Origin of the sequence: Hypericibacter sp. (assembly GCF_050729195.1) — a bacterium.
Taxonomy (GTDB): domain Bacteria; phylum Pseudomonadota; class Alphaproteobacteria; order Dongiales; family Dongiaceae; genus Hypericibacter.
On sequence record NZ_JBOHKS010000211.1, the window covers coordinates 23,438 to 40,206 of the forward strand.

Below are 16,769 nucleotides of genomic sequence, written 5' to 3' on the forward strand. Positions count from 1 at the left end.
AGGCCGGAGAGGGCTGTCGGCAATGTCCTTGAGCGAAGACGTCAGGCGATTTCCCTATTGGTATCACCGGATCGAACTTCCGGATGGCGTCGTCACTCCCGGCTGGGCGCCGATTGATCCGGCCGCTTACCGGGTTCCCAAGGATCTGACCGGCAAGCGGGTTCTCGATGTCGGTGCCTGGGACGGGTATTGGACCTTCGAGGCCTTGAAACGCGGCGCTCGCGAGGCGGTGGCGATCGACGATTTCTCCGATCAACTGGGTACCTTGAAAAAGAACGATCGGCAGGCTTGGGCGACCTTCGATTTCTGCCGGGACGCGCTCGGCTATGACGACGCTCGGTGCAACCGCCGGGAAATGTCCGTCTATGACGTGACCGAAGCGCGGATGGGCCGGTTCGACGTGGTGTTCTTTTTCGGCACGCTCTACCATCTTCGCCATCCATTGTTGGCCTTGGATCGTCTGGCGGCGGTGACCGACGAGCTGCTCTGCGTCGAGACGGCCATCCTTGACGACAACAGCGTCTATCGCGGCGGCCTGGGCAACGGTTATTCCGGTTCCGAGGTCGTCATGGAGTTCTATCCCGGCAACGAGTACGGCTCCAACGACACCAACTGGTGGGTGCCGAATCTCAACTGCCTTATGCGCATGGTCTTCGCCGCGGGGTTTCCTCATGCGACCGGTTGGAAGCTGATGGAAGCGCCCAAGCAGGTTCCCGACTGCCGCGGCTTTGCGCAGGGCAGAAGGCAATCAGTTTCACCCGCCGACAGCAAATCGCATTGAGTCATCAATAATGTTCAAGAAGATCCTGATCGCCAATCGCGGCGAGATCGCCTGCCGCGTCATCCGCACCGCCCGCGCCATGGGCATCAAAACGGTGGCCGTCTATTCCGAGGCGGACGCCGATGCCAAGCATGTGCGCGAGGCTGATGAGGCGGTGGCGATCGGGCCGGCGCCCTCGGCCCAGAGCTATCTCTCGATCGACCGCATCCTCGATGCCATCAGGCAGACCGGCGCCGAGGCGGTGCATCCGGGCTATGGCTTCCTCTCCGAGAACCGCAAGTTCGCCGCCGCCCTCGAGCAGGCCGGCATCGTCTTCATCGGCCCCGGTGTCGAGGCGATCGGCGCCATGGGCGACAAGATCGAATCCAAGAAACTGGCGCAGCAAGCGGGCGTCAGCACCGTGCCGGGCTATCTGGGCGTGATCAAGGACGAGGCCGAAGCGGTCGCCATCGCCCATGACGTGGGCTATCCGGTGATGATCAAGGCCTCGGCCGGCGGCGGCGGCAAGGGCATGCGCATCGTGCGCACCGACCAGGAGGTCCATGAGGGCTTCCGCAGCGCCACGCACGAGGCGAAATCGAGCTTCGCCGACGATCGCGTCTTCATCGAGAAATACATCGAGCATCCGCGGCATATCGAGATCCAGGTGCTGGGCGACAGCCATGGCAACATCGTCTATCTGGGCGAGCGCGAATGCTCGATCCAGCGCCGTCATCAGAAGGTGATCGAGGAGGCGCCGAGCCCCTTCCTCGACGCCAAAACCCGCGCCGCCATGGGTGCCCAGGCGGTGGCCTTGGCCAAGGCGGTGAATTACCGCTCGGCCGGCACCGTCGAGTTCATCGTCGATCCGCAGCGCAACTTCTATTTCCTGGAGATGAACACGCGCCTGCAGGTCGAGCATCCGGTGACCGAGCTCGTCACCGGCCTCGATCTGGTCGAGCTGATGATCCGGATCGCCGCCGGCGAGAAGCTGGGCTTCAAGCAGAAGGACGTGAAGCTCGAGGGCTGGGCGATCGAAGCCCGGGTCTATGCCGAGGATCCTTTACGCGGGTTCCTGCCGTCGACCGGGCGTCTGTCCAACTATCGCGAGCCGACCGGCATAGGACAGGTGCGGATCGACAGCGGCGTCTATGAAGGCGCCGAGATCAGCATGTTCTACGATCCGATGATCGCCAAGGTCGTCGGCAGCGGCACCGATCGGCGACATGCGACCGCGGCGCTGCGCGAGGCGCTCGACAGCTTCTATATCCGCGGCGTCAGCCACAACATCTCCTTCCTCTCGGCATTGCTGGGCCATCCGCGCTTCGCGGACGGCAAGCTCTCGACCAACTTCATCGCCGACGAGTTCCCGGACGGGTTCCATGGCGCGCCGCCCGACGAGGAGCGCCGGCGCCAGCTCATCGCCGTCGCCGCCATGATCCATCACCGTTCGCGACAGCGTGAGCAGCAGATCAGCGGCCGCCTGCGCCCACCCAAGCTCGCCAGCGGCGGCGAATGGGTGGTGATGATCGACCGCGAGCCGACCACCGTCACCATTGCCGAGACCGCGGGCGGCTATGCCGTCATCAGCGGCGAGGCGAGCCACGAGCTGATCGGTGACTGGCGGATCGGCGATCCGCTCTTCCAGGGCCGGATCAACGGGCAACCGATCTCGGTCCAGATCGACCGCAGGGGCGTCGGCTACAAGCTGACCCATGCGGGCAGCGAGCTGATGATCCAGGTCTTGACCCCGCGCGCGGCGGCGCTCGCGCGCTTCATGCCGCTCAAGGTGCCGCCCGACATGTCGCGCTTCCTCTTGTCGCCGATGCCGGGTCTCCTGGTCTCGCTCGCCGTCACGGCAGGGCAGGAGGTCAAGGCCGGGCAGGAACTGGCCGTGGTGGAGGCGATGAAGATGGAGAACCTGCTGCGCGCCGAACGCGATGGCAAGGTCGCCAAGCTTCACGCAGCGCCGGGCGACAGCCTGGCCGTCGATCAGGTGATCGTGGAGTTCGCATGAGCGCGCGACGCATCGTCATCTCGGGCAAGGTCCAGGGCGTCTGGTATCGCGCCTGGACCATGAGCGAAGCCAACAAGCGCGGCCTCAAGGGTTGGGTCCGCAATCTCTCGACCGGCGAGGTCGAGGCCCTGTTCGCAGGTCCGGTCACGCGGATCGAGGAGATGGTCGATCTCTGCCGCCAGGGCCCGCCCTTGGCCAAGGTCAGCGGCATCGAAAGCTTCGACGCCGACGAGCCGGCGGAGAATGGTTTCCATCAGTGGCCGGATGCGTAACAATCGGCCGCGGCTGTCATCGTCAATGATCAGAGAATCGCTAAAATAAATCCTCGCCCTGACCTATGCCGGTCCGGAGCACGGGATACAGGAAGTCGAGAATATTTCGTTCTCCAGATGCCATTCTTCCTCGATTCTCAGCAGAGACGACGTCCGGTCTGGAAAGGATCCGATATGTTTGGCTGGCTCGTTCGAATTGTCATGTCGCTGGCGGCAGTCATCACGGGCTGGTTTGTGGTGAACGATTCCCCCAGTTTCGGCATCGTCCAAATGGCGGTCTCGCTCCTGCTGATCGTCCTTTTTGTCGCCATCATGGTGTTCTGGCCGTGGATCATGTCCAGGTTCGGATATAAGCGCGAGCCGGAGAACTGATGGCGTTCTCGAGAACGGAGGAGGGCCTCCGTTGCGGTCTTACGTCACCGCAGACACTTTCCCAAATACCTCCTCGAACGCGCCCTTGAGGGCCATGTCGAGTTCGGGCATCGCGATCAGGATGCCTTCGCGCACCAGCGAGGTGACGCCGTAGGGCGACACACCGCCGCCCTGGATGCCGCAGGGCACGATGCCGGAGAAATGGGCCAGGTCGGGATCGAGGTTGATGGCGATCCCGTGATAGGTGACGCCGCGCCGGACCCGGATGCCCAGCGCCGCGATCTTGTCCTCCATGCCGCTGGGCTTTGCGATCCAGATGCCGACCCGGCCCTCGCGGCGCTCGCCCTTCAGGTTGAAGCGGGCGAGGGTGCGGATGATCCATTCCTCGAGGTCGCCCACGAAGCGGCGGAGATCGCCGCCCCGGGCCGCGACCGAGAGCATGGTGTAGGCCACCCGCTGGCCGGGCCCGTGATAGGTGAATTGCCCGCCGCGGCCGCTCTCGAACACGGGGAACCGGCCGGGTTCCAGCAGATCGCCGGCCCGGGCACTGGTGCCGGCGGTATAGAGCGGCGGGTGCTCCACCAGCCAGACAAGCTCCGGCGCCTCGCCGCGCGCAATGGCGGCCACCCGGACCTCCATGGCCGCCACGGCCTCGGGATAGGGGGTCAGCGCGTCGTTGACCCGCCATTCCACGGGGGCCGCCGGAGGGGCTTTGGCCAGGGTTTCGGTGACGCTTTCGGACAGGGGTTTATCCTCCTGGATTTCCGCGGCTTTGGGCCGCCGCCGGTTCAACTTGATCGCGGTCCCTCGATTTGCTATTCCCCCGCTGCCACGGATGGCAAGCCCATCCCTGACATGCGGTCGTGGCGGAACTGGTAGACGCGCAGCGTTGAGGTCGCTGTGGGGCAACCCGTGGAAGTTCGAGTCTTCTCGACCGCACCAATGCCTGCCTGGAGCCCGCCGGTAACCCCGCGCGGGCTTCGGCGTTTCTGGGCCTGGCGTTTGGCGGCTTCCGACCTTCATTTGGGGTCTGCCAGACCTGACGTAAACCCCGGTGGCAGCACAACAATCGCTGGCTATACTCCCGGGCCGGTTTCACCACTGTCGGGCCCAAGAATTCCCCATGGCTGAAGATCTGCGCGCCAGCGCGCTCGAATATCATCGCACCCCGGTTCCGGGAAAGCTCGCCATCGTGGCGACCAAGCCCTTGGCCAACCAGCGTGACCTGGCCTTGGCCTATTCGCCGGGCGTGGCCTTCGCTTGCGAGGCGATCGTGGCCGACCCGGCCGAGGCGGCCCGGGTGACAGGCCGGGCCAATCTGGTCGCCGTGGTGACGAACGGCACCGCCGTCCTGGGGCTGGGGGCGATCGGCCCCCTGGCGGCCAAACCGGTGATGGAAGGGAAGGCCGTCCTCTTCAAGACCTTTGCCGGCATCGACGTGTTCGATCTCGAGATCGACGAACGCGACCCCGACAAGCTGGTCGACATCATCGCCAGCTTGGAGCCCAGCTTCGGGGCCATCAATCTCGAAGATATCAAGGCGCCGGAATGTTTCGAGGTGGAGCGCAAGCTCCGCCAGCGCATGAAGATCCCGGTCTTCCATGACGACCAGCATGGTACCGCCATCATCGTCGCGGCTGCGATCACCAACGCCCTCAAGATCGTCGGCAAGAAAATCGAGGAGGTGAAGCTGGTGACCTCCGGTGCCGGAGCCGCCGCGCTGACCTGCCTGGGCTTGCTGGTGCGGCTCGGGCTCAAGATGGAGAACATCACCGTCACCGACATCGCGGGCGTGGTCTATCGCGGCCGCAAGGAGGAGATGGACCCGCTCAAGGAACGCTACGCCAAGGATACCAATGCGCGAAAATTGCCCGAGGTGATCAAGGACGCCGACATCTTCCTCGGCCTCTCGGCACCCCGCGTGATGAAGCCCGAATGGGTGGCGACGATGGCGGCGAAGCCGATCGTGCTGGCGCTCGCCAACCCGACGCCGGAGATCCTGCCCGAGGAAGTGCGGGCGGTGCGCGAGGATGCGGTCATCGCGACCGGGCGCTCGGATTATCCGAACCAGGTCAACAATGTCCTTTGCTTCCCCTTCATCTTCCGTGGCGCGCTCGATGTCGGCGCCACCACGATCAACGAGGCGATGGAAATCGCCTGCGTGAAGGCGATCGCCGATCTGGCCCAGGCCGAGATCACCGACGAGGTGACTCGCGCCTATGGCGGCGAGGTGCCGAGCTTCGGGCCGGATTATCTGATCCCGCGCCCCTTCGACCGGCGCCTGCTGGTCGCGATCGCGCCGGCGGTGGCGAAGGCCGCGATGGAAAGCGGGGTCGCCACGCGTCCCATCGCCGATCTCGCCGCCTATCGCGACCGCCTCAGCCAGTATGTGTTCCGCTCCGGCCTGCTGATGAAGCCGATGTTCGATCGCGCGCGCGAGGACCGGAAACGGGTCTGCTATGCCGAGGGCGAAGAGGAGAAGGTGCTGCAGGCAGCCCAGACCGTCGTCGATGAAGGGCTGGCGCAGCCCATCCTGATCGGCCGGCGCGCGGTCGTGGCAAGCCGCATCAAGCGGCTGGGCCTGCGGATCGTGCCCGGCAAGGATGTCGAGCTGGTCGATCCCGAGGAGGATCACCGCTTCCGTGAATATTGGACCCTTTATCACAGCCTCACCGAACGCAAGGGCGTGACCCAGTCCTCGGCCCAGACCGTCGTGCGCACCCGCAACACGGTGATCGGCGCGCTGATGGTCCGGCGCGGCGAGGCGGACGCCCTCATCTGCGGCACAGTCGGTAAATATATCCGTCATCTGGGCCATCTCTTGGATGTGATCGGCCTGGCGCCGGGCGTGTCCCATGCCTATGCGCTGACGGCACTGATCCTGCCGACCGGGACCTTCTTCCTGGGCGACACTCATGTGACGCCGGAGCCGACCGCCGAGCAGATCGCCGAGTTTGCGCTCCTGGCCGCGGCGGCCGTGCCGAAATTCGGGATCATGCCGAAGGCGGCGCTGCTCTCGCATTCGAACTTCGGCACCCGCGACACCCCGACCGCCAAGCTGATGCGTGCGGCGCTGGAGCTGATCCGGGAGCGCGCGCCGGAGCTCGAGGTCGAAGGCGAGATGCATGGCGACAATGCGATCAGCGAGCAGATTCGCCTGCGGCTTTTCCCCAACTCGCGCCTCAAGGGCCAGGCCAATCTCCTGGTGATGCCGACGCTCGACGCCGCCAACATCTCCTTCAATCTGCTGAAGACGCTGGGCAACGGCCTCTCGGTCGGGCCGATGCTGATGGGCGTCGCCATGCCGGTCCATGTGGTGGTGCCGTCGATCACCGTGCGCGGCATCGTCAACATGACGGCCGTGGCGGCCGTCGACGCACAAGCCGCGGCGGCTCAGGGCCTGGAGGCCGCCCGTCCGTGAGCAGCGAGGCGCCGCAACCCGATCTGGAACGGCGCCCGGACGGCGAGGTTTTCAAATCCGACGAGGTCAAGCTGTCGGAGATGGAAGCGCTCTATGGCGTCTCGCCGGAGGTGGTCGAGCGGGCCCATAAGGCGATCGAAGAGGGCAAGCTCGATCAGATCGAGAAGCTGGCGGAGGAGCTTCATCCGGCCGACTTCGCCGACCTGCTGCAATCCCTGACCCCCGACGAGCGCAAGCTCGTCATCAAGGTCTGTCGCCATATCCTCGAACCCGAGACCCTCAACTATCTCGACGAGGTGGTGCGCGAAGAGGTGATCGGGCTGATGAGCCCGGGCGAGGTGGCGCAGGCCGTCTCCGAGCTCGAGACCGACGATGCCGTCGACATCCTCGAGGATCTGGACGAGGACGAGAAGCAGCGCATCCTCCAGGCGATCCCGGCCGCCGACCGCGCCGTCATCGAGCAGGGCCTGACCTATCCCGAGGACAGCGCCGGCCGCCTGATGCAGCACGATCTGGTGGCGGTGCCCCGGCATTGGACCGTGGGCGAGACGATCGACTATTTGCGCGCCAACCAGGATCTGCCGGACGATTTCTACGATCTCTTCGTGGTCGACCCGATGCACAAGCCGATCGGCGCGGTGCCGCTGTCGCGCGCCATGCGCAACAAGCGCATCGTGAAGCTCGAGGACCTGATGCATACCGAGTTCCGCGTGGTTCCGGCCACCATGGACCAGGAATCGGTCGCCTATCTTTTCCGGCAATATGGGCTGATGTCGGCGCCCGTCGTGGATGATGCGGGCCGTCTCCTGGGCGTGATCACCGTGGATGACGTGGTCCATGTCATCGAGGAGGAGGCCGAGGAGGATCTGCTCGGCATTGTCGGCGTCAGCGAGACCGACTTCCATGCGCCGGCGCTCGAGACCGCCTGGCGCCGGGTCCGCTGGCTGGTGGTGACGCTTTGCAACTCGGCCATCGCCTCGACCGTGATCTCGCAGTTCGAGGCCACCATCGAGCAGATCGTGGCGCTGGCCATCCTGATGCCGATCGTCGCCGCCATGGGCGGCAATGCCGGCGTCCAGGTCATCACCGTGATGGTGCGTGCCCTCGCGACCCGCGATCTGCAGCCGCGCGGCAGCAATGTCTGGCGTGTGGTGGGCAAGGAAATTGCCGTGGCCGCCATCAATGCCGCCGTTTTCGCGCTGATCATGGGGACCGTGACGTCATTTTTCTTCGGCCTCCCGATCGGGCTGGTGCTGGGTGCGGCGATGGTCTTCAACATGATCTGGGCCGGCATCGCCGGCACCCTGATTCCGCTGACCCTGGCACGCTTCGGCATCGACCCCGCCATCGGTGCGGGACCTTTCCTCACCACCACCACCGACGTGTTCGGCTTCTTCTCCTTCCTGGGGCTCGCAACCTTGTTCTTGCTGTGATCGCGGGCTAGGCTTCGCGGTATCTTCAGGGAGGAATTCTGCCCATGGCAACCACCGGCCATAACCGGTTTCGGTCGCTCGATTTCGACCTCGGCGAGACCGCCGAGATGATGCGCGACCAGGTCGCCGACTTCGCCGCGCGCGAGATCGCGCCGCGTGCGGCCGACATCGACCGCAGCAACCAGTTCCCCGAGGATCTCTGGCAGAAGATGGGCGCGCTGGGCGTCCTCGGCATCACGGTCGAGCCGGAGTTCGGCGGCGCCGGCATGGGCTATCTGGAGCATTGCGTGGCGATGGAAGAGATCAGCCGCGCTTCCGCCAGTGTCGGCCTCTCCTACGGTGCCCATTCCAATCTCTGCGTCAACCAGATCCGCCGCAACGCGAGCGAGGCACAGAAGCGCAAATACCTGCCGAAGCTGATCTCCGGCGAGCATGTCGGCGCGCTGGCCATGAGCGAGCCGGGGGCCGGCTCCGACGTGGTCGGCATGAAGCTGCAGGCCAAGCACGTCGCCGACGGCTATCTGCTGAGCGGCACCAAGATGTGGATCACCAACGGCCCCGACGCGGATCTGCTGGTGGTCTATGCCAAGACCGACCCCGAAGCCGGCGCCCGCGGCATCAGCTGCTTCTTCATCGAGAAGGGGATGAAGGGCTTCACCACCTCGGCCAAGCTCGACAAGCTCGGCATGCGCGGTTCCAACACCGGCGAGCTGGTGTTCAAGGATTGCTTCGTGCCGGAGGCCAACCGCATGGGGCTCGAAGGGGCGGGGGTGAAGGTCCTGATGAGCGGGCTCGATTTCGAACGCGCCGTCCTGGCCGCGGGTCCCATCGGCATCATGCAATCCTGCCTCGATGTGGTGATTCCCTATATCCATGAGCGCAAGCAGTTTGGCGAGCCGATCGGCAGCTTCCAGCTGATGCAGGGCAAGATTGCCGACATGTACACGATCGCCAACGCCGCGCGGGCCTATGTCTATGCCGTGGCAAGGGCCTGCGACCGCGGCCATGGCTCGCGCAAAGACGCCGCCGGTGCCATCCTGTTTGCTGCCGAGAAGGCGACCTGGATGGCGCTCGAGGCGATCCAGGTGCTGGGCGGCAACGGCTATATCAACGACTATCCGACGGGAAGGCTGCTGCGCGACGCCAAGCTCTATGAGATCGGCGCCGGCACCTCGGAGATCCGGCGCTGGCTGATCGGGCGCGAGCTGTTCGAAGAAACGGCGTAAGGGACGCAGGACATGGCACGGCAGCGGATTTCATCGGGCTCGACCTTCGAGGAGCTGGCCGGCTATAGCCGGGCGGTCGTCGATGGCGACTGGGTGTTCGTATCGGGGACGACCGGGTTCGACTACAAGGCCGGCACGATCGCCGCCGACGTGATCGAGCAGACCCATCAATGTTTCCGCAACATCCAATGGGCGCTCGAGCAGGCCAAGTCCGGGCTCAAGGACATGGTCCGGATCCAGATCCATATCACCGACCCGGCGGACTTCACGAAGATCGCGCCCGTGATCGGTCAATATTGCCGCGAAGCGCGCCCGGCCAACACGACCGTGGTGGCGCAATTGATCGACCCGCGCATGAAGATCGAGATCGAGGTCACGGCCCGGCGCGACAGCAGCGATCCGGTGGATCGTCCGGGCGGGAGGAAGTGATGAGCGGATTGACGACGGTTCCGGCGCGGGGCGGCAAAGCTGCGCGCATGAAGGCGGGCCAGACCATCAGGATCGTCAATACCCACGGGACCCAGGTGCTCGACACCTGGGCCTTCCGCAGCGACGATCTGCACGAATTCATGTCGATGGAGCATACGCGGCCTCAGATCGGGCGGACCATCCCGGTCGTCGGCGATTCCCTGCGCAGCAACAAGCGGACGCCGATGCTGACCTGGCTGGAGGACAGCTCGCCCGGAATCCATGACACGCTGGTGGCGGCTTGCGATGTCCATCGCTACCGCCATTTCGGCATCAAGGAGTATCACGACAACTGCACCGACAATCTTTACGCCGCGATGAAGGAACTGGGCCTGACGCCGCCGGAGGTGCCCTGTCCGCTCAATATGTGGATGAACATTCCGGTGGGTGCCGACCACAAGATCTCGTTCCTGCCGACCGTCTCGAAGCCGGGTGACCATGTGGTGCTGCGGGCGGAGATGGACCTGATCATGGCCTTTTCCGCCTGCCCGATGGATGTGACGCCGATCAACGGGCCCGGCGGCGAGATCAAGGACTGCCATTTCCAGATCAGCTGAGGAGACCGTCATGCATACCGTCCTCGTCACCGGCACCAATCGGGGCATTGGTCTCGAGTTCGTCCGCCAATATGCGGAGGAGGGCTGGCGGGTGCATGCTTGCGCGCGCGACCCCAAGGCCGCCAAGGAGCTGGCGGCGATCAAGGGCGACGTCACCATTCACCGTCTCGAGGTCGCGGATGACAGGCAGATCGCCCATCTGGTGAAGGAACTGAAGGGCGATGCGGTCGACATCCTGGTGAACAATGCCGGGGTCGGCGGCAGCGATGGCTCGACCGATCCGGACGATTGGCTGCGGGTTTTTCACATCAATTCGATCGCGCCGGTTCGCGTGGCCGAAGCGCTGCTGCCCAATCTCGAGATGGGCAGCGCCAAGACCGTGCTGAGCCTGACCAGCCGCATGGGCAGCATCGCCGACAATGGCAGCGGCGGCTCTTATGCCTATCGCTCGAGCAAGGCGGCCCTCAACGCGGCGATGAAGAGCCTCGCCATTGACTGGAAGCGGCGTGGCGTCATCGTGGTGGTGGCGCATCCCGGATGGGTCAAGACCGATATGGGCGGCCCTTCGGCGCAAATCTCGCCCCAGCGCAGCGTCGCCGGCTTGCGCCAGAAACTGTCGGCGCTCAAACCGGCCGACAGCGGCAGCTTCTTCAACTATGACGGCTCGACGCTGCCCTGGTGAGGCTGCTTGAGCCGGCCGGCCGGATCGGCGAGGGGAGACTACTTCTTGCCGTAGCCGCAGAAGGTCTTGTCCGAACCGATTTGCTGGTTCGGCATGGCCGACGCCCCGCTGCAGCTGCCGTAAGAGCGCGACGGATTATTGTGGATGTCGCTGGTCCCCGGCGGTGTACCCGGCGAATAGACGCTGTTGGCAGGCGCCTGGGCGCCGCCGCTGCTCGCGGCGGGAGGCGTCATCGGCCCGCCCATGGGCGACAGTCCCGACGGCATTTGCGGAGCGAATTGCGCACCCGGATGGAGCATGTCCACGCCATGCATGTCGTCCTGCGCGCTTGCGGTCTGCCCCAAGCCCAGGACAGCCGTCATCAGCCCCAGGGTCAGGCAAGTCACCGCGATGGATTTCCTCATAGATGTCATGGCTGTTATCTGGGGTCGGAGGCAGGCTTCGGCAACGGACGCATGGAGAGGTCGCAATAAACCATTGGTTTTCTTCGTTTCCTTCAACAATTAGCCGGGTGCGGACGCGGGCATGAACCTGGGCGCGAGGAGCGCTTGCGCTGTCGGTGCCGCTTCGCAAGACTTCAACGATGTTTTGCGGCGGAACGTTCCTTGCGGCCGGTCATGGCGCGAGGGTGGTGAAGGCCTGAGGGGAGTGCTGAGCAGGATGGCCGATCCAATCGAGTTCTATTTCGATTTCTCCTCGCCTTATGGCTATCTCGCTTCGCATCAGATCGATGCGATCGCGGCGCGCCATGGCCGCGAGGTTCGCTGGCGGCCCTATCTGCTGGGCGTCGCCTTCAAGGAGACGGGCCAGAAGCCCCTGGTCGAGCAGCCGTTGCGCGGGCCCTACCACCTCCATGATTTTGCGCGTTCGGCGCGCCGGATCGGCGTGCCGTTCCAATTGCCGAATCCCTTTCCCTTCGCCGGCGTGGCCCCCAGCCGCGCCTTCTACTGGCTGGAGGGGCGGGACGGCGACCTGGCGAAGCGCTTCGCACGCAAGACCTTCGAGCGCATTTTCGGCGAGGGGCGCAGTGTCACCGATGCCGCGGCAGCGGTCGAGGTTGCGACGTCCCTGGGGGTCGACTCGGCAGCCTTGACCGCCGGCATCAACGATCCCGCCATCAAAGACAAACTGCGGGCGGAAACCGACGCCGCGATCAAGCACGGCGTCTTCGGTTCGCCCTTCATCTATGTCGACGGCGAGCCTTTCTGGGGCCATGATCGCCTCGGCCAGGTCGAGGAATGGTTGGCGCGCGGCGGCTGGTGAGTCCCCTGCGCCCCGGCCTGGATCGCAACGCCCGTCGAATGTCCCCTTCCGTCCCGAGGTAACGTCGTCGCCCATGGCCGCTCTCCCGACCGCCGTCAATCCGACCACGACCGAATTCAAGGAACGCGCCGAGCAGATGGCAGGCGAGGTGGCGAAGCTGCGCGCGCTCCAGGGCAAGATCGCCGAAGGCGGCGGGGCGGCGTCCCGCGAACGCCATGTCGGCCGCGGCAAGCTGCTGCCGCGCGAGCGCATCCAGCGGCTGGTCGACCCGGGCTCGCATTTCCTCGAACTCTCGGCACTGGCGGCCCACGATGTCTATGAGGACAACGTCCCCGCTGCCGGCATCCTGACCGGCATCGGCCGCGTCTCAGGACGCGACTGTGTCATCGTCTGCAACGACGCGACGGTCAAGGGCGGCACCTATTATCCGCTGACCGTGAAGAAGCATCTGCGCGCGCAGGAGATCGCGGCCGAGAACCGGCTGCCTTGCATCTATCTGGTCGATTCCGGCGGCGCCAATCTGCCGAACCAGGACGAGGTCTTTCCCGACCGCGATCATTTCGGCCGCATCTTCTATAATCAGGCACGGCTCTCTTCGGTCGGCGTGCCGCAGATCGCGGTGGTGATGGGCTCCTGCACCGCGGGCGGCGCCTATGTGCCGGCCATGTCGGACGAGGCCATCATCGTCAAGGGGCAGGGGACCATCTTCCTCGGCGGCCCACCGCTGGTGAAGGCCGCGACCGGCGAGGTCGTCGACGCCGAGGCCCTGGGCGGCGCCGATCTCCACAGCCGGACCTCCGGCGTCACCGATCATCTGGCGAAGGACGATGCCGACGCTCTCACGATCGCGCGACGGATCCTGGCCAATGCCGGCACGGCGGGCCTGCGGCTGGCGGGCGCCGGCGCCATTGCGCGTGAGACACCGCGCCCACCGCTCTACGATCCCAAGGAGCTCTACGGCATCGTGCCGATGGATCTGCGCAAGGGCTACGAGGTGCGCGAGGTCATTGCCCGGCTGGTGGATGGCAGCGAGTTCCACGATTTCAAGCCGCTCTACGGCCCGACGCTGGTCTGCGGCTTCGCCCATCTGGGTGGGATTCCCGTCGGCATCCTCGCCAACAAGGGCATCCTGTTCTCGGAATCGGCGCAGAAGGGCGCGCATTTCGTCGAGCTCTGCGCCCAGCGCCGCACGCCGATCCTGTTTCTGCAGAACATCACCGGCTTCATGGTGGGCCGAAAATATGAGGCGGGCGGCATTGCCAAGGACGGCGCCAAGATGGTGATGGCGGTCGCCTGCGCGCAGGTGCCGAAGCTCACCGTGATGATCGGCGGCAGCTTCGGTGCCGGCAATTATGCGATGTGCGGGCGCGCCTACAGCCCGCGCTTCCTCTTCTCCTGGCCCAATTCGCGAATCTCGGTCATGGGCGGCGAGCAGGCAGCCTCGGTGCTGGCCCAGATCAAGCGCGACAATCTCGAAGCCAAGGGCCAGAGCTGGACCGCTGAAGAGAACGAGGCCTTCAAGGCGCCGATCCGCCAGCAATATGACCAGCAGGGCCATCCCTATTATGCCAGCGCGCGGCTCTGGGATGACGGCATCATCGATCCGGCGCAGACGCGCGACGTGCTGATCCAGGCGCTCGAGGCAAGCTTGAATGCGCCGATCCCCGAGACCAAATTTGGCGTGTTCCGGCTCTGAGGTCTGCCCATGTCGAGATTGATCAAGGAACGCAAAGGCCCGGTCGCGCGGCTGGTTCTCAACCGCCCGGAGCGCCACAACGCCTTCGACGAGGCGCTGATCGAGGAACTGACGCAGGCGATCGACGAGGCCGAGAACGACCCATCCGTCCGCGTGCTGGTGCTGGCGGCCAACGGCAAGAGTTTCTCCGCCGGTGGCGATCTCGATTGGATGCGCCGCATGGCGGCCTATTCCGAGGAAGAGAATCTGGCCGACGCCAATCGCCTGGCGATGCTGATGCAGCGGCTCAATTTCATCCCCAAGCCGACCATCGCTTCGGTGCAGGGCGCGGCGATGGGCGGCGGCGTGGGACTGGTCGCCGCCTGCGATATCGCGGTCGGCACGGCCCAGGTCATGTTCGGATTGACCGAGGTGCGGATCGGCCTCATCCCGGCCACCATCGGTCCCTATGTGGTGCAGGCGATCGGCGAACGTGCCGCACGGCGCTATTTCATGACCGGCGAGCGGTTCGACGCGGCGACGGCGCGCGAGCTGGGATTGCTGCATGAGGTGGTCGAGGATCTGGACGCAGCCGTGGCGCGCCATGTCGAGGCCCTGCTGCTGGGCGGCCCGGAGGCGCTGGGCGCCACCAAGAAGCTGATCCGGCGCGTGGGTCGCGGCCCCATCAATGTGGCGATGATCGAGGACACGGCGGCGCGCATCGCGCGGGCGCGGGCGGGCGGCGAGGCGCGCGAAGGCATCGCTGCCTTCTTCGACAAGCGCAAGCCCAATTGGCAGGCTTGAGGGCGAGCAGGGAAGGATCCTTATGACGCGCTTGCCCAAATCGGTTCGCATGGTCGAGGTCGGTCCGCGTGACGGGCTCCAGAACGAGATGAAGCCGGTCCCGGCCGCGACCAAGATCGCGCTCATCGACAAGCTGTCGGCGAGCGGGCTTTCCGTGATCGAAGCCGGCGCTTTCGTCTCGCCCAAATGGGTGCCGCAGATGGCCGACAGCGCCGAGGTGCTGGCGGGGATCAGGCGGCTGCCGGGGCGGCGCTATCCCGTACTCGTGCCCAATCTCAAGGGTTATGAGGCAGCCGCGGCGGCGCAGGTGGACGAGATCGCCGTCTTCGCGGCGGCCTCGGAGAGCTTCTCGCAGAAGAACATCAACTGCTCGATCGCCGAGAGCATCGAGCGGTTCCGGCCCGTGACCGAGGCCGCGAAGCGCGACCGGCGCCGCATAAGGGGTTATGTCTCCTGCGTGCTGGGCTGTCCCTATGAGGGCGAGATCGCGCCGGCGAAGGTGGCCGAGGTCTCGAAGGCGCTGCTCGATCTCGGCTGCGAGGAGATTTCGCTGGGCGACACGATCGGCGTTGGCACGCCCGGCAAGGCGCAGGCCATGGTTGAGACCGTGGCGAAGCAGGTACCGCGCGAGCGGCTGGCGGTTCATTTCCATGACACCTATGGCCAGGCGCTGGCCAATATCCTCGCGACCCTGGAGCTGGGCATCGACGTCGTGGACAGCGCGGTCGCAGGCCTCGGCGGGTGCCCTTATGCGCCCGGAGCTTCGGGGAATGTTGCGAGCGAAGATGTGCTCTATATGCTGAAGGGGCTCGGCATCGAGACCGGCGTCGATCTCGATCGCCTGGCCGAGGCGGGGATCTTCATCACGCAGGCCTTGGGACGCCAGCCGGCCTCGCGCGTGGCGCAGGCGCTGGCGGCAAAACGGACGGCAAGGATCTCATCGTGACGCTGCATATGCTGAAGCTTTGTGTCGGCTGCGATCGCATCGACGAACTCGAGGATTGGATCGAGGAAAAGATTCGCAAGGCCAAGAGCAAGGGCAAGGAGCCCAAGCTCGAGCATGTGACGCGCCAGATGCCCAAGCGCCGCGACGAGATCCTCGAAGGCGGCTCGCTCTATTGGGTCATCAAGGGATTTATTCAGGTGCGCCAGCCGATCCTGGGTCTGGACGCACGCCGCGGCAAAGACGGGATCGAGCGCTGCGCCATCAAGTTCGCGCCCAACCTTGTGCAGGTTCAGCCCAGCCCTCGGCGAGCGTTTCAGGGTTGGCGTTATCTGGAGGCCAAGGACGCCCCGGCGGACCTCGGAAAACGGCGGAAAGGCGAGCAGGAACTGCCGCCGGCGCTGCTTTTGGAGCTGCGGCAACTGGGGATTCTCTAAGCCCCTCCCTCAAGTTATCCCCGTAATCCTCAGGCTCTGCTGACGGGGGCGTCAAAATCCCCTGGACGGCGCTAAAGGCCCGGCATATATACGGCCTTGGAACGGGTCGGTGGCTTGCCGCCGGCCCGTCCTTGTCTCTCTTCGCTGAGAGGCAATGCCTGGCGCCCCTCTGGGGAGACCCAGCGGAGCAGACGCCGGCCTCGCATCGGGATTTTAAACGGGATCGCCTCGACCCGGACTGGGTCGAGACCGCCGTTGTCGGCTCGAAAGAGCGGACGAGAGTTCCGAGACGCGGCCGGGTTCGCCGGGTGGCTCGCTGTTTGACATTGTTATTTTGGGAAGGGATGCGCGGGCGGCGGTTCTGCGGGTAGAGGCGGGACGTTTGGCGAGAGCCGGATGTTTGACGTCGACTACTTTGGACCAGTCTCGCGCGCGCAGT

Annotated in this window: 17 protein-coding genes and 1 tRNA gene; 16 read left to right on the forward strand and 2 right to left on the reverse strand. The window is 65.2% G+C overall.

Going from position 1 to position 16,769, the window contains the following annotated elements; all coding sequences use genetic code 11:
* Positions 1-22: 22 nt before the first annotated feature.
* The 4 genes from ACREE8_RS16675 (at position 23) to ACREE8_RS16690 (ending at position 3,421) form a co-directional block, all read left to right on the forward strand.
* Positions 23-781 (forward strand): DUF1698 domain-containing protein, encoded by a 759-nt coding sequence (locus tag ACREE8_RS16675; RefSeq protein WP_431574129.1) that lies wholly within the window; start codon positions 23-25, stop codon positions 779-781.
* A 10-nt stretch (positions 782-791) separates the two neighbouring features.
* A complete protein-coding gene (locus ACREE8_RS16680; RefSeq protein WP_431574130.1) occupies positions 792-2,777 on the forward strand; it encodes an acetyl-CoA carboxylase biotin carboxylase subunit in 1,986 nt (661 codons plus the stop codon).
* Entirely contained in the window at positions 2,774-3,049 is a 276-nt protein-coding gene (locus tag ACREE8_RS16685; protein WP_431574131.1) for an acylphosphatase, read from the forward strand. Before ACREE8_RS16680 ends, ACREE8_RS16685 begins: the two co-directional genes overlap by 4 nt.
* A 174-nt stretch (positions 3,050-3,223) precedes the next feature.
* Complete coding sequence (locus tag ACREE8_RS16690; RefSeq protein WP_431574132.1) at positions 3,224-3,421, forward strand: hypothetical protein; 198 nt, start codon at positions 3,224-3,226, stop codon at positions 3,419-3,421.
* Between the two features lie 39 nt (positions 3,422-3,460).
* On the opposite strand, the gene lipB is transcribed toward ACREE8_RS16690, so the two are convergent.
* Positions 3,461-4,165 (reverse strand): lipoyl(octanoyl) transferase LipB, encoded by a 705-nt coding sequence (lipB, locus tag ACREE8_RS16695; RefSeq protein ID WP_431574146.1) that lies wholly within the window; start codon positions 4,163-4,165, stop codon positions 3,461-3,463.
* Positions 4,166-4,278: 113 nt separating this feature from the next.
* Between lipB and ACREE8_RS16700 the strand changes: the two genes are divergently transcribed.
* The 7 genes from ACREE8_RS16700 to ACREE8_RS16730 all read left to right on the forward strand — a co-directional run bounded on the left by ACREE8_RS16700 (position 4,279) and on the right by ACREE8_RS16730 (position 11,208).
* Positions 4,279-4,363 (forward strand) — tRNA-Leu (locus ACREE8_RS16700).
* Between the two features lie 181 nt (positions 4,364-4,544).
* Positions 4,545-6,842 (forward strand): NADP-dependent malic enzyme, encoded by a 2,298-nt coding sequence (locus ACREE8_RS16705; protein ID WP_431574133.1) that lies wholly within the window; start codon positions 4,545-4,547, stop codon positions 6,840-6,842.
* Complete coding sequence (gene mgtE, locus ACREE8_RS16710; RefSeq protein ID WP_431574134.1) at positions 6,839-8,275, forward strand: magnesium transporter; 1,437 nt, start codon at positions 6,839-6,841, stop codon at positions 8,273-8,275. Before ACREE8_RS16705 ends, mgtE begins: the two co-directional genes overlap by 4 nt.
* 44 nt (positions 8,276-8,319) lie before the next feature.
* The gene (locus ACREE8_RS16715; RefSeq protein WP_431574135.1) at positions 8,320-9,501 is read left to right on the forward strand and encodes an isovaleryl-CoA dehydrogenase; all 1,182 of its coding nucleotides are present in this window, start codon (positions 8,320-8,322) and stop codon (positions 9,499-9,501) included.
* Between the two features lie 12 nt (positions 9,502-9,513).
* A complete protein-coding gene (locus ACREE8_RS16720; RefSeq protein ID WP_431574136.1) occupies positions 9,514-9,930 on the forward strand; it encodes a RidA family protein in 417 nt (138 codons plus the stop codon).
* The gene (locus ACREE8_RS16725) at positions 9,930-10,526 is read left to right on the forward strand and encodes a DUF1989 domain-containing protein (RefSeq protein WP_431574137.1); all 597 of its coding nucleotides are present in this window, start codon (positions 9,930-9,932) and stop codon (positions 10,524-10,526) included. Before ACREE8_RS16720 ends, ACREE8_RS16725 begins: the two co-directional genes overlap by 1 nt.
* 10 nt (positions 10,527-10,536) lie before the next feature.
* Complete coding sequence (locus ACREE8_RS16730; protein WP_431574138.1) at positions 10,537-11,208, forward strand: SDR family oxidoreductase; 672 nt, start codon at positions 10,537-10,539, stop codon at positions 11,206-11,208.
* Positions 11,209-11,246: 38 nt separating this feature from the next.
* Here ACREE8_RS16730 and ACREE8_RS16735 read toward each other — a convergent pair whose 3' ends face one another.
* Positions 11,247-11,594 (reverse strand): hypothetical protein, encoded by a 348-nt coding sequence (locus tag ACREE8_RS16735; RefSeq protein ID WP_431574139.1) that lies wholly within the window; start codon positions 11,592-11,594, stop codon positions 11,247-11,249.
* Between the two features lie 274 nt (positions 11,595-11,868).
* Between ACREE8_RS16735 and ACREE8_RS16740 the strand changes: the two genes are divergently transcribed.
* The 5 genes from ACREE8_RS16740 to ACREE8_RS16760 all read left to right on the forward strand — a co-directional run bounded on the left by ACREE8_RS16740 (position 11,869) and on the right by ACREE8_RS16760 (position 16,330).
* Positions 11,869-12,471 (forward strand): 2-hydroxychromene-2-carboxylate isomerase, encoded by a 603-nt coding sequence (locus ACREE8_RS16740; protein WP_431574140.1) that lies wholly within the window; start codon positions 11,869-11,871, stop codon positions 12,469-12,471.
* Between the two features lie 73 nt (positions 12,472-12,544).
* Complete coding sequence (locus tag ACREE8_RS16745) at positions 12,545-14,167, forward strand: carboxyl transferase domain-containing protein (protein WP_431574141.1); 1,623 nt, start codon at positions 12,545-12,547, stop codon at positions 14,165-14,167.
* A 9-nt stretch (positions 14,168-14,176) separates the two neighbouring features.
* On the forward strand, positions 14,177-14,950 hold the full coding sequence (locus tag ACREE8_RS16750) for an enoyl-CoA hydratase/isomerase family protein (RefSeq protein ID WP_431574142.1): 774 nt from the start codon (positions 14,177-14,179) through the stop codon (positions 14,948-14,950).
* A 22-nt stretch (positions 14,951-14,972) separates the two neighbouring features.
* A complete protein-coding gene (locus tag ACREE8_RS16755) occupies positions 14,973-15,896 on the forward strand; it encodes a hydroxymethylglutaryl-CoA lyase (protein WP_431574143.1) in 924 nt (307 codons plus the stop codon).
* Positions 15,893-16,330, forward strand: coding sequence for a DUF1489 family protein (locus ACREE8_RS16760; RefSeq protein ID WP_431574144.1), 438 nt, complete (start codon positions 15,893-15,895; stop codon positions 16,328-16,330). The genes ACREE8_RS16755 and ACREE8_RS16760 overlap by 4 nt, the downstream gene beginning before the upstream one ends.
* The last annotated feature ends 439 nt before the right edge of the window (positions 16,331-16,769 follow it).

What these genes read in the sequence shown, in the direction of transcription:
- ACREE8_RS16725 (WP_431574137.1), top strand. Translation starts at nt 9,930, where the DNA reads ATGAGCGGATTGACGACGGTTCCGGCGCGGGGCGGCAAAGCTGCGCGC.
- ACREE8_RS16685 (WP_431574131.1), top strand. Translation starts at nt 2,774, where the DNA reads ATGAGCGCGCGACGCATCGTCATCTCGGGCAAGGTCCAGGGCGTCTGG.
- ACREE8_RS16675 (WP_431574129.1), top strand. Translation starts at nt 23, where the DNA reads ATGTCCTTGAGCGAAGACGTCAGGCGATTTCCCTATTGGTATCACCGG.
- ACREE8_RS16745 (WP_431574141.1), top strand. Translation starts at nt 12,545, where the DNA reads ATGGCCGCTCTCCCGACCGCCGTCAATCCGACCACGACCGAATTCAAG.
- ACREE8_RS16740 (WP_431574140.1), top strand. Translation starts at nt 11,869, where the DNA reads ATGGCCGATCCAATCGAGTTCTATTTCGATTTCTCCTCGCCTTATGGC.
- ACREE8_RS16750 (WP_431574142.1), top strand. Translation starts at nt 14,177, where the DNA reads ATGTCGAGATTGATCAAGGAACGCAAAGGCCCGGTCGCGCGGCTGGTT.
- ACREE8_RS16720 (WP_431574136.1), top strand. Translation starts at nt 9,514, where the DNA reads ATGGCACGGCAGCGGATTTCATCGGGCTCGACCTTCGAGGAGCTGGCC.
- ACREE8_RS16680 (WP_431574130.1), top strand. Translation starts at nt 792, where the DNA reads ATGTTCAAGAAGATCCTGATCGCCAATCGCGGCGAGATCGCCTGCCGC.
- ACREE8_RS16705 (WP_431574133.1), top strand. Translation starts at nt 4,545, where the DNA reads ATGGCTGAAGATCTGCGCGCCAGCGCGCTCGAATATCATCGCACCCCG.
- ACREE8_RS16715 (WP_431574135.1), top strand. Translation starts at nt 8,320, where the DNA reads ATGGCAACCACCGGCCATAACCGGTTTCGGTCGCTCGATTTCGACCTC.
- ACREE8_RS16755 (WP_431574143.1), top strand. Translation starts at nt 14,973, where the DNA reads ATGACGCGCTTGCCCAAATCGGTTCGCATGGTCGAGGTCGGTCCGCGT.
- ACREE8_RS16730 (WP_431574138.1), top strand. Translation starts at nt 10,537, where the DNA reads ATGCATACCGTCCTCGTCACCGGCACCAATCGGGGCATTGGTCTCGAG.
- ACREE8_RS16690 (WP_431574132.1), top strand. Translation starts at nt 3,224, where the DNA reads ATGTTTGGCTGGCTCGTTCGAATTGTCATGTCGCTGGCGGCAGTCATC.